Annotated in this window: 9 protein-coding genes; 6 read left to right on the forward strand and 3 right to left on the reverse strand. The window is 45.2% G+C overall.

Annotation, left to right across the window (positions count from 1 at the left end; translation table 11 throughout):
* A partial coding sequence (locus GC130_RS23820; protein ID WP_152000876.1) for a hypothetical protein occupies positions 1–4694 on the reverse strand: 4694 nt, incomplete at its 3' end.
* A gap of 1024 nt (positions 4695–5718) precedes the next feature.
* Between GC130_RS23820 and GC130_RS23825 the strand changes: the two genes are divergently transcribed.
* The gene (locus GC130_RS23825) at positions 5719–7110 is read left to right on the forward strand and encodes a sodium-dependent transporter (RefSeq protein ID WP_152000877.1); all 1392 of its coding nucleotides are present in this window, start codon (positions 5719–5721) and stop codon (positions 7108–7110) included.
* Positions 7111–7126: 16 nt separating this feature from the next.
* Here the strand turns inward: GC130_RS23825 and GC130_RS23830 are convergent, their stop codons facing one another.
* Positions 7127–7894 (reverse strand): hypothetical protein, encoded by a 768-nt coding sequence (locus GC130_RS23830; RefSeq protein ID WP_193217979.1) that lies wholly within the window; start codon positions 7892–7894, stop codon positions 7127–7129.
* Positions 7895–7996: 102 nt separating this feature from the next.
* A complete protein-coding gene (locus GC130_RS23835) occupies positions 7997–9235 on the reverse strand; it encodes an ABC transporter permease (RefSeq protein WP_152000879.1) in 1239 nt (412 codons plus the stop codon).
* Positions 9236–9480: 245 nt separating this feature from the next.
* Between GC130_RS23835 and GC130_RS23840 the strand changes: the two genes are divergently transcribed.
* From GC130_RS23840 to GC130_RS23860, 5 genes are all read left to right on the forward strand, one after another.
* Positions 9481–10305, forward strand: coding sequence for a tetratricopeptide repeat protein (locus tag GC130_RS23840; RefSeq protein ID WP_193217980.1), 825 nt, complete (start codon positions 9481–9483; stop codon positions 10303–10305).
* 205 nt (positions 10306–10510) lie between these two features.
* On the forward strand, positions 10511–11773 hold the full coding sequence (locus GC130_RS23845; RefSeq protein ID WP_152000881.1) for an asparagine synthetase B: 1263 nt from the start codon (positions 10511–10513) through the stop codon (positions 11771–11773).
* 108 nt (positions 11774–11881) lie between these two features.
* Positions 11882–12640: a sulfite exporter TauE/SafE family protein gene (locus GC130_RS23850; RefSeq protein WP_152000882.1), complete on the forward strand. Its 759-nt coding sequence runs from the start codon at positions 11882–11884 to the stop codon at positions 12638–12640.
* Positions 12641–12769: 129 nt separating this feature from the next.
* Positions 12770–14095 carry an MFS transporter gene (locus GC130_RS23855; RefSeq protein WP_152000883.1) on the forward strand — a complete coding sequence of 442 codons (1326 nt, stop codon included), beginning with the start codon at positions 12770–12772 and terminating at the stop codon, positions 14093–14095.
* A 164-nt stretch (positions 14096–14259) separates the two neighbouring features.
* On the forward strand, positions 14260–14718 hold the full coding sequence (locus tag GC130_RS23860) for a (2Fe-2S)-binding protein (RefSeq protein WP_152000884.1): 459 nt from the start codon (positions 14260–14262) through the stop codon (positions 14716–14718).
* The last annotated feature ends 14 nt before the right edge of the window (positions 14719–14732 follow it).

Below are 14732 nucleotides of genomic sequence, written 5' to 3' on the forward strand. Positions count from 1 at the left end.
AACTGGAAGGTGCCGTCTACTCTCGTATTACCAGTCACTGTCGTATTACCTGTAATCGATGCATTCGTAGCTACTGTCAAATCAGCTCCACTTACATCCAAACCATTGTTCGCATCTACATTGCCTGCAAAATCTACCTGACCAATGAAATCTATCTGATCACCGGCGTCATCTCCTATATTAATATCATTACTTTCAACCGTGAACGGCAGAAGATCGACAGCTGTAGCAATTTGACCATTGTTGTCGGAAGTTAAGGCCATATTATTGGCTAACGACAAACCGCTTGACAAGACAACCGTACCACTCGCATCCGGAAAACTGATCGTGCGGGCAGAAGTTGGGTTAGTGATTGCAAAGCTTGTATAAACGTCATTATTAGCCGACCCTTCAAAATTAAACGGTGTCGCTCCCAGTATTTCACCTGTCACAGTAACGCCGTCTATCGCAGCATTACCGAGCGTGACATTACCATTTAAAGTAGCATTCCCGTCAATGTCAGCATCCTGTGTCACATTCAAGCCACCGACCACATCAGTTAGCACGCCGTTGGCTCCGATATTCACTCCACCGGCACCTTGCAGTGTTAAAGCGCCTCCAGAAGTAGATACATTCGATGCGCCGGTTGCATCCAAACTGAAAGTTGAGCCATCCATCGTGAGGCTACCGTTCAAATCAGTGGCATTAGCTACTTGAAGGCCGTTTGCGTTATTCAACTGTACTTGATTGGCTCCAGCTACAACGAAGTTACCGGAGGTCACATCAATATCATCACCCTGAACAGCATTGTTTTGAATTGTCGTCGCACCAGCACTATTTAGGTTAATATCCCCAGTCAAGGGCAGCGACGCAGCTGACGATCCATTACCGATAATTAAACTACCATCATTACTAACACTCAACTGGGTCGCTATTCCCAACGAATTTCCGATAAAAATACTTCCATAGGAGAGGTTATTAGTGGCAAAATCACCAATCGGCTTAGAACCAATCACACCTCCTGAATTTGTAATAATAACCGCATTAGGCCCTGGCTGATTCCAATTTGGAAAATTAGACGAGTTATTAACTAAAAATGAATTTTCTAAGCCTGTAGTACCAACCAACTTGTCAAATGTAATAGTTCTACTGGCTATCTTGGGATTGGTAATTCCCCCATCCTTCAACTGCAATTTATCAGTTACCACTTCAATGGTAACATCATCGACGTTTGCATCGATCTTTTCCACATTCCCTACCAGCCCGTTACCTGCCAAATCCCCAATTACCGTTGATAGATTTACATAACCCGGCTCTCCAGTAGTTTGATCTGCAACTATCAACTGGGTATTGCCTGGTGTCCCATTCTGGAGTTTGCCAACTGTCACTTGATTATCTCCAATATCTATTGTTTGGATGGTGCCATCCGCTATATCACCAGTTTGTACTTCTCCATCTAATATCTTAGCAGTCGTTATTGCACCGTCTGCTATTTCAGCAGTCCCAACGGCATTATCAGCCATCTCAGCATTGCTAATGGCATTGTCTGCCATCTGAGCATTTGTCACAGAATTGTCGGCAAGTTGGGTAGTAGTAATGCCAGCATCCTTTACTTCCAAACTAGTGCCATTATATCCAATAGTACTATTGTCCACTTGCACATCGAGGGTTCCATCGGCTCCATCGTCGGCGAGTGCAGTCCCCGCTATCCCCGAAATATCGACCTGAATATTATCTGCATTGACTATAATACCATTTCCGACGCCAATATCCATCGCTCCAGTTGTTCCGTTCGGAATAAGACCAGCTCCGGCAACATCGGCATTGAGCTTAGCGGCTGTAACAGCGTCGTTGTTGAGCTTGGCTGTTGTAACATTGGCATCCAGAATTTTGGATGTAGTGACAGCATCATCATCTATTTTAGCTGTGGTAACTGCGTCATCAGCAAGTTGTGTGGTTGTAATACCGGAAGCTGGTACGTAAAGGTCATTCCCATTTACCCCAATTGTACTTCCATCTACCTGCACGTCCAGGGTTCCGTCGCTGTCATCATCAGACAGGGCCGTGCCAGCTATCCCGGAAATATCAATCTGAATGTCGTCCGCATTAACTATGATCCCGCTGCCAGCGCCTATATCTATAGCGCCTGTAGTTCCATTTTGAATAAGACCAGCCCCAGCTACATCTGCATTGAGTTTAGCAGCGTTTACCGCATCGTCATTGATTTTTGCGGTTGTCACATTGCCATCGGCAATTTTTATTGTTGTCACATTGTCATCGGCAATGTCAGCAGTTTGCACGTGACCGTCTCTTATTTTGTCTGTAGTAACTGAGTTGTCAACCAACTTTATTTCAGTAATGATATTATCACCAAGGTCGCCTGTTTGAATCGTGCCATCAAGTATTTTACCTGTCGACACTGAACCGGCAGCCAACTTATCCTCCGTAACTGCCAAATCTTTTATTCTTGGAGTAGTAATACCATCGACCTTAACTTCCAGATTATTTGCATTCAATCCAATACTCACATCATCGTACTGAACATCAAGCTCGCCTGTACCGACGTTTTCGGCCAGCGCCTCCCCCGCAATATCACCCAGATCAACTTCTATGTCATTTGCGTTTACTTTGATTCCATTCCCCTCCCCAATATCAAGCGCCCCTGAAGTCCCATTTGGAAGCAATCCCTCACCGGCTACATCAGGATTTAGTTTGGCAGCCGTAACATTGTCATCAGCTATTTTGGCTGTTGTCACGTTTCCATCGGCAATCTTTGCAGTCGTGACATTTGCATTAGCAATATCCAATGTCTGCACCTGGCCGTCTGCAATTTTACCAGTGGTGATGGCATTGTCACCAATCTTGGGGTTGGTTACGCCCAAATCCACTATGTCAACTGCCTGAATAGTACCATCAGCTATTTTGTCGGAGGTCACTGCACCGGCACCTAATTTCGGATTGGTCACAGCGCCATCGGCAAGCTCGGAGATGTTTACGGCCCCGGCTAGAATTTCAGCACTCCCAACCGCATCCGTGGCGATTTCTGTGGCAGTCACTTTATCTGGCTGTATTTTGGAGTCAATTCGGTCTGTACCAGAGTTGTAAGTCATACTAACGTCTCCTACAACCGTGGTTCCCTCAAAACCCGATGATGTACCAATCAAAAATTCGTCATCGTTAGGCACAATCGCCAGCTGTAACTTTTTATCAGGATCGAATGAGAGTCCACTCCCTACTTTCACCCTTAGCGTTCCATCGGTAAATTGTTCAAGGCCATCACCTACTACATCAGCATTAATTTTATCTTTAGTTACTGCGTCGTTGGCTATGTCCGCCGTGGTAATGGTAAGATCCAAAATCTCATCGGTACTAACGGCTCCGGTCGCTATGTCGGCTGCACTCACGCTGCCATCAGCAATTTTATCGGAAGTAACAGCATCAGTGGCAAGCTTTGCATTGCTAATTCCCCCACTCGCTACCTGCACAATATCCGAGGCAATTTCCAGCGACGTACCGTCTACTTTAATATCTACTGCCCCAGTTCCTGTGTTTGCACCCAGGCCCTGGCCAGCCAACTGAGCAATGTCCGCTTCCAGATCATCGCCATTGATGGTTAATCCGTTACCTGCATTTACATCCAGGGCACCAGTGGTACCATTGGAGCTTAGGCCCGCTCCAGCCACATCAGCATTGATTTTGGTAGCGGTTACACCGTCGTCAACAATTTTTACTGTTGTAACATTCTGATCAGCTATATCGGCGGTCTGTACCGCTCCATCCAAAATTTCATTACTAGTGACAGCATCTGTAGCAATTTCGTTGGCCGTTACCGCATCTGCTGCCAGTTGTAAGTCGGCACCTGAAGCTGTGTAGGTAAGGGTGGCATCACCGATAACGGGTTGAGCAGAGGCCGTCCCCGTGTCGTTGCCAATAAAAACATTGCTTGTAGCTAAAGTAGAGCTCGCAAAATTGCTCAGCGGTATCCAGGTTGGGGCACCTGCTGAATCCGTCCCCAATACAGAGGAGACCGTCCCTTCGGCGTCAATCTTATTAATAGTAATAGTATTGTCAGCCAGGTCAATATTAATAATGCTCCCATCAACTATATTGTCTGACACAATAGATATGGCCACATTAGCCACACTCGTGATAATGCCACGGTCGTTCACCGTCACTTGCGACACGGTTGTCTCATTGCCAAATGTGCCTGCCGTAGCTCCGCTTACCGCCAATTTATCAGAGGTAACAGCACCATTTTCAATTTTGTCAGTCGTTACAGCACCGGGCGCTATCTTCTCGCCGATTACACTAAAAGGCGCAAGCTTATCGAAGGTAACAATGGAAGGCTTCAAGACAGGGTTCGGGAACGTCCCGGTCAAATCTCCTCCAGCCACAGCCCCTTCAAACACACCTAATCCTTTGCGCCAGGCTCCATTGGCCCAGTAGTAGAAACTGTTTTCATCACCGTCGTACACAATCAGTCCATTGTTTGTCGTTCCGCTAGCAAGTATCGGAATCATAGACTGCCTCTGACTGGTGGAAACTTGCGGAACAAGGAATCCCTGGTTACTATTTGGGGAAACCAGATGCAAAACAGCGTTACTGTTGGGAGTAAGAGTGTTAACACCCACTGAGAACTCCTGAGCCCTGGCACCAAAAAAAGGAATAAGGCAAACTATTATTGCCAGTTTGATTTTTGCCAAATTTATCTTCATGACCGGCTAAGGTTAGAAATGGTCCAATTCATATTTTGATCAGATGAAAAAAACACTGATTTATAATTACACTATTTTTGTCAAAAAGTCATAACTATTGACGATACAAATAGCAAAGAACCTGAGCTATTACAAAAAGTTTCGTCGAAGATAAGAGGTGTTTGAACTAAAAGATTGTTGAACGACTAGCTAAACACCACTGACCTCAGATCAAGTTATGATCCTAATAATCCAGGAATAGCTGATGAAAATTCGGGGTTACCTAAAGAAAAACTAAAGTTGGCTATTATTCTATTTTATAGTTTTTGTGGGATTGGTCAACATCAAATTATTCATACAACTTAACCTATAAAATCTCTCAGTAGCGGTGCAACAACCTGTAAAAATACAATTGAGGCATAAACATAGGAATTATATAATTAATACCAATAATATTCATATCAATTTAATTTGGCTGATAATAAATACTTATTTATAAGTAGTCACGTCATTTCGAGTTCGCACGAAATGCAACCCCAGCATTTTTCAAATATAAAAATCGTCCAAGTAGCCTGTTTGTCAATCTCTTTCGAATTAATACACGTGTAAGTGTGGACTACAACCAGTACCTCGTCTCTATTCACTCAGCTAGTTCACCACACCGGAAAAAATTGAATTTTGCCACCTTCAGATGTAAATAATCAGCTTTGGTTACTCACTTTCGCTAAATAATCTCTCCATAAAAACAAATACACTTAAGCTGAAGACAAAAAGGAATTACATTGACTTCGCAAAATACCCCATCCCCGATAAATGACTTAGGATGCTAACCTTACATGGGATGAAACTGAACATCCACCAGTCTCTCCACAAAGAGGCGCTCATCCGGGTTAACTAGCTGATATCCAATCATGGATTGTATCTGTTAAATCACTTACACACATCGCATGATTAACCGTAGAAATAATTCTCAGACTGTCGAACGAAGATTTTTCATCGCATTTGATAGATTGCGTGTTGGAAACAAACTTAACCTAACTACCAAATGGCTTCTAGAGGGAATTTCAATAGTAAGATCGGTTTCATTGCGGCAGCAGCTGGTTCGGCTGTTGGTTTGGGCAACATCTGGAAATTCCCATTTGAAGTGGCTGACGGTGGAGGAGCAGCCTTTGTGTTGATGTACCTCGGCTTTTGCTTCATTCTATGTTTTCCGGTGATGGTGACTGAAATTGCCATCGGCCGAAAAACCCAAAAAGACCCAGTTGGAGCATTTGGGGCGCTCGGATTTCCAAAATGGAAGTTTCTTGGGAAAATGGGGGTGCTAGCCGGTGTGCTTATCCTTTCTTTCTATAACGTGGTGGCCGGTTGGGCCTTTGGCTACTTTCTCGAAATGTTAATGGGCAACTTTGCCATCGGAGGGCAGTTTGGAGATTACATCAAAGATGTGGTTAAAATTGGCGCCTACGGTGCCGTGTTTATGTTCTCTACAGCTTTTATCGTTTCAAAAGGTGTGTCTGGTGGCATCGAAAAGGCTTCCAAAATTCTGATGCCTACCCTCCTCATTCTTATTATTTCCCTGGTAGCATACGCCATGACCCTACCACACGCCATGGAGGGAGTTAAGTTTTACCTCGTACCCGACTTTTCCGAAATCAATTTTGAAGTAGTATACAGTGCACTTGGTCAGGCATTCTTTTCTCTTTCTTTAGGTATGGGAGCACTCATTACCTACGGCAGCTACGTGTCCAAAGAAGAGAACATCATCTCTTCCGCAGCTCTGATCACCCTCACAGATATTTCCGTGGCATTTTTGGCAGGTTTGATGATGTTTCCATTCGTTGCCTACATGAGTGAGGGAAACTTGCACGAGGTCACCGGTGGTCCGGGCCTTATTTTTGCCACACTTCCTGGCGTTTTTGAGTCATTTGGCCCAATTCTCGGCATTGTGGTCGGAGCCTCTTTCTTCCTTTTGCTTTCTTTTGCAGCTCTCACCAGCACCGTATCGCTTCTAGAGGTACCCGTGGCCTATGCAGTAGATGAACTCAAAATAGATAGAAAAAAGGCTGTTTGGCTTATAGCTGCCATCATTTTTATCGTAGGTATCCCATCGCTGATGGCCAATGGCTATTCTTCTTTCTTCTCTTCTTTTATTACTTATATGGGTAACGACAATCCCACCGATTTCATGACGCTGGTGTCGGACATTGCTAATGATAGCCTGCTGCCACTGGGCGGCTGCCTGATTTCGTTTTTCGGTGCCTATGTATGGAAAAAACACAATCTCAATGAAGAAATTGCCCAGGGTTATCCTAACTATCACGGCTCCTTCGTTGAAAAATTCATCAACATCATGGTAAGCTACTTCTGTCCGATTGTGTTGGGTATTATCTTCGTCTTGACTGTTTTGGACAGGTTCTTTGGAATAGCATTGGTTTAGCAACCAGCATCACCAATCACTTCTTAACAAACGACTCCTTAAAACCGTCGAGAATGATGTAATAGTTGCCGGGTTTCAAAAGGCGAAGAGGGATTTCTTTGGCGTTCCCTGTCAGGATTACCTCTTCCTTTTCATTTAGGATTTCGAAAGCAGTTGCCCTCGATAGCGTCATTTTGTCTGACACCACCTTTGGCGTGAAGGTGATGGGCACCTTGTAGTAAACAAACTCAACCTCATCAGAATACAGATAGTTGTTAGCACTCGCCCTGTACTTCACCCGGAATTTATTCGAGCCTTCAGTCAATTCGGGAAAGTATGAATAATCACTGGACGCAAACTGCCCCTGTGAAGGAATTTCGTTTATTTCTATCCAGTCTTCCCCTCCCAGTCTTTCTATAATATAAGATGCTCTTTCTCTCTCTCCTCTGGTGTTCCACTTGATTTCCTCTTCAATGAAAACAATGCTATTAAACCGAAAGGAGCTATGCCAGAAAATGGCCTGCGGGTTCACAATCTTCGGAGAACAAATGGTATCGTGCAGCACTCTTATCGAAACCGGCGTGTATAAGTCGAGTCCTTTGAAGTCAATCTCAAGCGCTGAAAGTTTCAGATTGAGATTCAATGTTCGTCCATTGAGCAATACCTCCCTTACACAAAACTTCTCTACACCCTCAGAGAGTGGGTTTTGAATAAATAAAGATTTGCCCTGGTAAACCCCGGTGATGGCGATCTCCTGCCCCCTTGCAAAAAAGGATAGGAAAATTAGCCCGAAAAAAATCCACAAGCACTTCCAGGTAGTCGATAACATAAATTGTACTTGCACGGAAACAGAATTCTTTAAAAGCAAGAAAGCACAATTTACGAAATTGTTACCACTACATGGCAATTATTCGAATCGGAGAGATTCGATGGGATCAAGCTTTGAGGCTTTGTAGGCTGGAAGGTAGCCGCTGAGTATCCCTACAAACATGCCGATGAGCAAACCGACCATCATCCAAAACCAGGGGATAACAAAACCATCGGCTTCCAGCAATTTAGCAATGAGGTTGCCTACCAGAATACCCAATATAATACCACCTATACCACCCATTTGCGTGATAACTATGGCCTCTATGAGAAACTGCTGTCTGATTTTAGTCGGTGAGGCACCAAGTGCTTTTCGCACGCCTATCTCCCGGGTTCGTTCCGTTACTGAAACCAGCATGATATTCATAAGCCCAATGGAAGCCCCCAAAAGTGTGATGAACCCGATTCCAAAGCCACCTATTCGGAGGTATCCGGTAATCTCTTCAAGGCTCTCTGCCAACGACTGGTTTCTGGCGACATCAAATGAATCGGGCTCACCTAAAGGGTCTCTGCGAATAGATCGCATGAGACCTGTGGCCTGGCCCATCGCATATTCCATTTGGGTAGGGTCGTTGATGGCTACGGTGATAGTATATTGAAGGTTTCGTCGTGGATCCACCCTTCTTGCTGTTTCCAACGGCACCAAAAAATACCGATCCAGCCCACTATCGCCGCCAATATTACCTTGTTTTTCAAGCACTCCAATCACTCTGAACCTGATCCCATAGGCGGTAATGAATTGATTGACGGGATTTTCGTTCTTTTCGAACAAATTACTATACACCTCGTCGCCAATAATGACGACGTTAGCCCCGTTTTGGGCTTCAATTTGAGAAAAATTACGCCCCTGCGACAACTCGCCACCTTCAACGACCAGAATATTGGCATCTCCTCCCACAATTCGCATGTTTGGGTTGGTTACCTTCGACCCTCTGCTCAACTCGGCTACTCCGGTTACCCAGGTAGTTAGAGAGGGGGTGCCATAAGAGTTGTACAAGTCAAGGAACCTTCGGGCCTCACGGTAGTTGATGGCCGGGTATCGTTTCTCTTCCACTCCGCTCGACCGGCGATTATCGTATCGCTTGGTTCTGACATCAAAGGTGTTAGCTCCTAAATCAGATAAGCTATTGTTGATAGACGCCTGTATACCTTCTATGGCTGTTAGAATACCCACCAGAGATGTAATGCCTATCGCAATGATCATCGCTGTAAGAACTGACCTCAGGGTGTTCGTTTGCACAGCCTTGATACCTTCCCGGATGTTTTCTAAGATGATCATAAGAAATTTAAATTCTTCGCAAATCTAATAAATGTACTGTCAAAACAGTTTCCTAACGCCTTCTATAACTAATGGTGTATCTCTATTAAATGTATTTTGCAGCACGTAAAGCGCACTTCAAAACCCCATTATGAGAAATCATTGACCTCAGAACCGACTACATTTGCCATTCATACCAAGCCCTGTTGTGCGGTCGTCTTCACTTGCATAGCTTTACATTTTGAGAAGCTATCAACATGCAGTTAATGAGTAGGGTTTTATTACTTTTTATTACACTCTTTACGTTTTTTATTCAAGCCAAAGCACAGTTATTGCCCCTGAGCACCGCATCTGACTCCGCTAAACACTATTATTACCTTGGGTGGAAGCAGATCATGGACTATGCCGACTACACAAAAGCTGAGCAGTCATACCGGAAATCCATAGCATTTGACCCTGAATTTATCTTGGGCCAGAGCCTTGTTGGCCGGATATCACCCGACATTAAGGAACGCTACGAAATACTTGAAAAGATAAATACAAAAAAACATCTTGCTACAGAGGACGAGCAGCTAGTGGCAGATGTGTCGGTGATGTTGATAGAATTCCTGAACGCCAGGGAAGAAATGGACAGCGCAAAAACGGCAGAAAAGATTGCTATTGCTTTACAGACCGGCTTGAAAAACTTCGGCTTGATTGGCCAAAAATACCCTGAAGAGGTATACTTTATCTCCGAATATTTCGAGATCGTAAACTACTTATACGGGCCAAAAAAAGCACTCGACACTCTCAAGAGCTATAATTTATCGCTTAAAAAACCTGCCCCTTTCCTCATTGGCTACGAGTCAACGCTGGAAGCAGCCCTTGGCAACTATGATAACGCACTCGAACTTGCCTTCAAGCTCAAGAAATGCTTCAAAGACAAGAAAGTACCAAAGCCCTATGTTGTTCTTGGCGATATTTACCTTCAAAAAGGCGACCTGGAAAGTGCTTACAAATATATCAACAAGGCGTTGGAACTTGATCCCGCCAACCGGGCAGTGCAGAGGCTAAAAAAGAGAGCAGAAGTGCTACAGGAAAATAATTTCTAACGCTATCATGCTTAAAAGAGAATTAACTTTGCCTGAAAACTGTTCCCAACTTTATTGAAAGTGACCAAATTGCTCAACTTTCCGCCAGGAGGAAACGACTCATTGAATTTAACGTTAGTTCTGTTAGATTTAATGGACAAAGTTGAACTTCAGGAGCAAGAAGGTGGCTCCGATCAGCCGGGTTCAATTTAAAAATTTTGAGTAGATGAAACGCATTATATTTCTCCTGTGTATCTTTCTGTTTATTGGTGGTAAGGCATTCTCGTCTTCTATCCTTATTCCCATGGACAACAGCCAAACGAACCACCTGAAGTCGTACGGTGTGGCCTATTGGGTGCTTTCAAAGGATATTGAGATAGACTGGCTACTCAACTACCGGGGCGGTAGTTTTATGTTCAAATATTACCAGGCTTTTGAGAATGAGCTGATTATCCGGGGCGTAAGCTATGAGGTAATTTCCGATGCCGAAGCCGGCCAGATACTTGAAGTGATTGCAAGCCCCTCCTCCAATATGGACGCCATGCGGCTGGAAAAATACCCAAAAATTGCCGTTTACTCACCAAAAAGTAAGCTACCCTGGGACGATGCTGTAACCATGGTGCTGTCTTACGCTGAAATCCCATACGACGTCATTTTTGATGAAGAAATCCTGTACAACGAGCTACCCAAGTATGACTGGCTGCATTTGCATCACGAAGATTTTACAGGCCAGTATGGAAAGTTTTACCGGGCCTATGGCAACTACCCCTGGTACATAGAGCAGCAAAGGGACTATGAAGAAATGGCCAGAAAGCACGGCTTCATGAAAGTATCGCAAATGAAACTGGGCGTGGCGAAAAAAATCAGAGACTTTGTGGGTAGCGGCGGCTTCCTTTTTGCCATGTGCTCGGCTACCGACTCCTACGACATTGCCCTGGCTGCGGAGGGTATCGACATCTGCGAAAGCATGTACGACGGCGATCCGGCCGACCCACGGGCACAGCAAAAGCTGGATTTTAGTAAAACATTTGCTTTCGGCGACTTCCTGCTGGAACGCCGGCCACTTGAATACGAATACTCGAACATCGACATGCAGCCCAACGAGCGGGGAGTCATTGAAAGAAACGATTACTTCAATTTGTTTGAGTTCAGCGCCAAGTGGGATCCCATTCCCACCATGCTCACCCAGAACCATGAACGGATCATCAAAGGTTTTATGGGACAAACAACTGCTTTTAGAAATGCAACCGTTAAGCCCGATGTAGTGGTAATGGGAGAAAACAAGAGCATTGGCGAAGTGCGGTATCTTCATGGCATATTTGGCAAGGGCTTTTATACTTTCTACGGTGGCCACGACCCTGAAGATTACCAACACCTTGTGGGCGACCCCCCTACCGACCTCAATCTACACCCCAATTCCCCTGGCTACCGGCTGATTCTCAACAACATACTTTTCCCGGCTGCAAAAAAGAAAAAGCAGAAAACCTGATCTTTTAAACTGTCCGGCTTAAAAAATTTCGGTTATTAATTTGGCCTTGACTAGTTTCACCTTCAATTTTATTGATAGAAACTGACCACCGCCAAACCTCATTCTTAGTTGATAGAACTTTTCTCCTATGAGCTTTCCCACTCTGATTTGTGGATGATACTTTCGGTGTCAGTGCTCATTGGCATGTCCAAAACAGGCGTTCATGGGGCAGGAATGATAGCGGTGCCGCTGCTGGCTGCTGTGTTTGGTGGCAAGCAGTCGAGCGGCTTCCTCCTGCCTATTTTGTGCCTTGCTGATATTTTTGGAGTGGTGTACTACCACCGGCATGCTGCGTGGGATCACCTCTGGAAGCTCTTTCCCTGGGCGGCAGCAGGAACCTTGCTCGGCACCTGGGTGGGCAACTATATCGACGACGAGGCCTTCAAGCTCATCATGGCCATCATCATTTTTGTTTCGGTCGGCCTAATGATTTGGCTGGAGAAGAGGAAAAAAAATGAAGAAAAGGTGCCGGCTTACTTTTGGTTTGCAGCACTCATGGGCGTTGCAGGCGGGTTTACCTCAATGGTTGGTAACCTCGCAGGGTCTGTTATGGCCCTTTACCTGCTCTCCGTACACTTGCCAAAAAATTCATTCATCGGTACGGCAGCCTGGTTCTTTATGGTTCTCAATTGGTTCAAGCTGCCTTTTCACATCTTCAGCTGGCACACCATCACGGTAGACTCCTTCCTTTTTGACCTTGTCACCTTACCGGCGATTGGTCTTGGCGCCCTCATCGGAGTGGCCATCATTAAGAAAATTCCTGAGAAGCAGTATCGGTGGTTTATAATAGCAATGACAGTTGTAGCAGCTTTTGGAATGCTGTTATAGAAACGGCTTACAGTGGATGCAAACAATTTTTGCGAGTGGCAGTTAAAAGGTGGGAATTCCATTGCAAAAACAATTTTCTGCACGTTATTACCTTCCTGACAACAACCAGGTTAGTAATCAGAGTTTTTTATGGGCAAGCCTACACTCAAATTCTGGCAAATCATCAACATGAATTTTGGCTTTTTCGGGCTCCAGTACAGCTTCGGCCTGCAGCAAGCCAACATGAGCCCCATTTACTCATACTTGGGGGCTGAAGAAAGTGAGCTCCCCCTCCTGTGGCTGGCAGGCCCTATGACCGGGCTCATCGTTCAGCCCATCATCGGAGCCATAAGCGACAAAACCATCACCAAATGGGGCCGCCGGACTCCGTATTTTCTCATAGGCGCTATATTCTGTAGTCTTAGTCTGCTCGTGATGCCATATAGCAGCACTGTGTGGATGGCAGCAAGCGTGCTTTGGATCCTAGATGCGGCCAATAATATCACTCAGGAGCCCTACCGGGCGTTTGTTAGCGACAAACTGCCCAAGGAGCAACATTCCCTGGGCTTTTTAACCCAAAGTGCTTTCACCGGTCTTGGACAAACCCTCTCATACCTCACCCCCACTCTACTTATTTTTTTCGGCGTCAGTGAACTTGCAAAAAATGACAGCGGTATCCCTGTCACAACAATCATCGCTTTCATGATTGGCGCTGTGGTGTCCATAGGCTCTATCCTGTGGACGTTGAAAACCACGAAAGAAATCCCTATTTCGGAGGAAGAAAAGGCCCACATCAGAAGCCAACCCAAGGGCATAGGCTCGACCATTGCTGAAATTGCGACGGCTTTCAAAGAAATGCCTCTCACGATGAAGCAGATGCTGCCCATGATGCTGTTTAGCTGGTATGCTATGTTCATTTACTGGCAGTACATAGCCAAGTCGCTATCAAAATCGCTTTTTGGCACAACTGATGTGCTTGACCCTGGCTTCAGAAAAGCTGACCTGCTGGTGGGGCAAATTGGGGCTTTTTACAATTTCATTGCCTTTTTTGCGGCTTTCGGGTTAGCTATGCTGGCACAAAAATATGGCCCAAAGTGGATTCACGGCGCATGTATGTTTCTGGCCGGTGCTGGCTTGCTCTTGATTCCGGAGCTAAACACTCCTGGCATGGTCTTCATTCCTATCATTGGTATGGGGCTATCCTGGGCAAGCATGATGGGAAACCCCTATGTCATGCTTGCAGGCAGTATTCCGCCGGAAAGAACGGGCGTATATATGGGCATTTTCAACATGTTTATCGTCACTCCTATGTTGCTCGAAACGTTCACAATACCAATGTACTACTCATCGTGGCTTGGCAATAGTCCGGTAAATGCTATCAGGCTGGCTGGCACGCTGTTAATACTTGCAGCTATTTCGGTTGCTTTTATCAAACTAAAAAGACCAGACCAAAGCGATTTACACGCAGAAAAGTGAAGAACGCTCATAGCTTCCTGCACGGCTTTATGATTTCGTAAGTGACTGGATAGCATGGTATTCGAAACACTTTACAACTGCATTTTTCCAGCCATCCCAGACGTCTATGAAATCTGACCAATTATTGGTACTTTGAAAGTATTCAGTAAATCAACTCTTACATTATGGCCCAGTTTAATCTAAAAGTTAATGGAAAAGAACACCAGGTTGATGTAGATGCGGACACCCCACTGCTTTGGGTGCTTCGTGACAACCTCGATTTGGTAGGCACCAAATTTGGCTGTGGAATAGCTATGTGTGGTGCATGCACGGTTCATGTTGATGGCGATGCTGTCCGGTCTTGCTCTATGCCGATTTCAACGCTGGGAGACAAGTCTGTGGTGACCATTGAAGGCTTATCTGCCGATGCCTCTCACCCTCTTCAGAACGCCTGGAGAGAGCACGACGTACCCCAGTGTGGTTATTGTCAGGCAGGTCAGATCATGAACGCCGCAGCCCTGCTGTCGAAAAATGCCTCTCCAACGGACGAGGAAATAGAAAGCGCCATGAATGGCAATATTTGCCGTTGTGCTACTTACAACCGTATCAAGGCAGCCATCAAGACGGCTTCCGCAAGCGTTTAAGTCTATTCCAAAAA

It is taken from the genome of Imperialibacter sp. EC-SDR9 (assembly GCF_902498805.1).
In the GTDB taxonomy this organism is placed as follows: Bacteria; Bacteroidota; Bacteroidia; order Cytophagales; family Cyclobacteriaceae; genus Imperialibacter.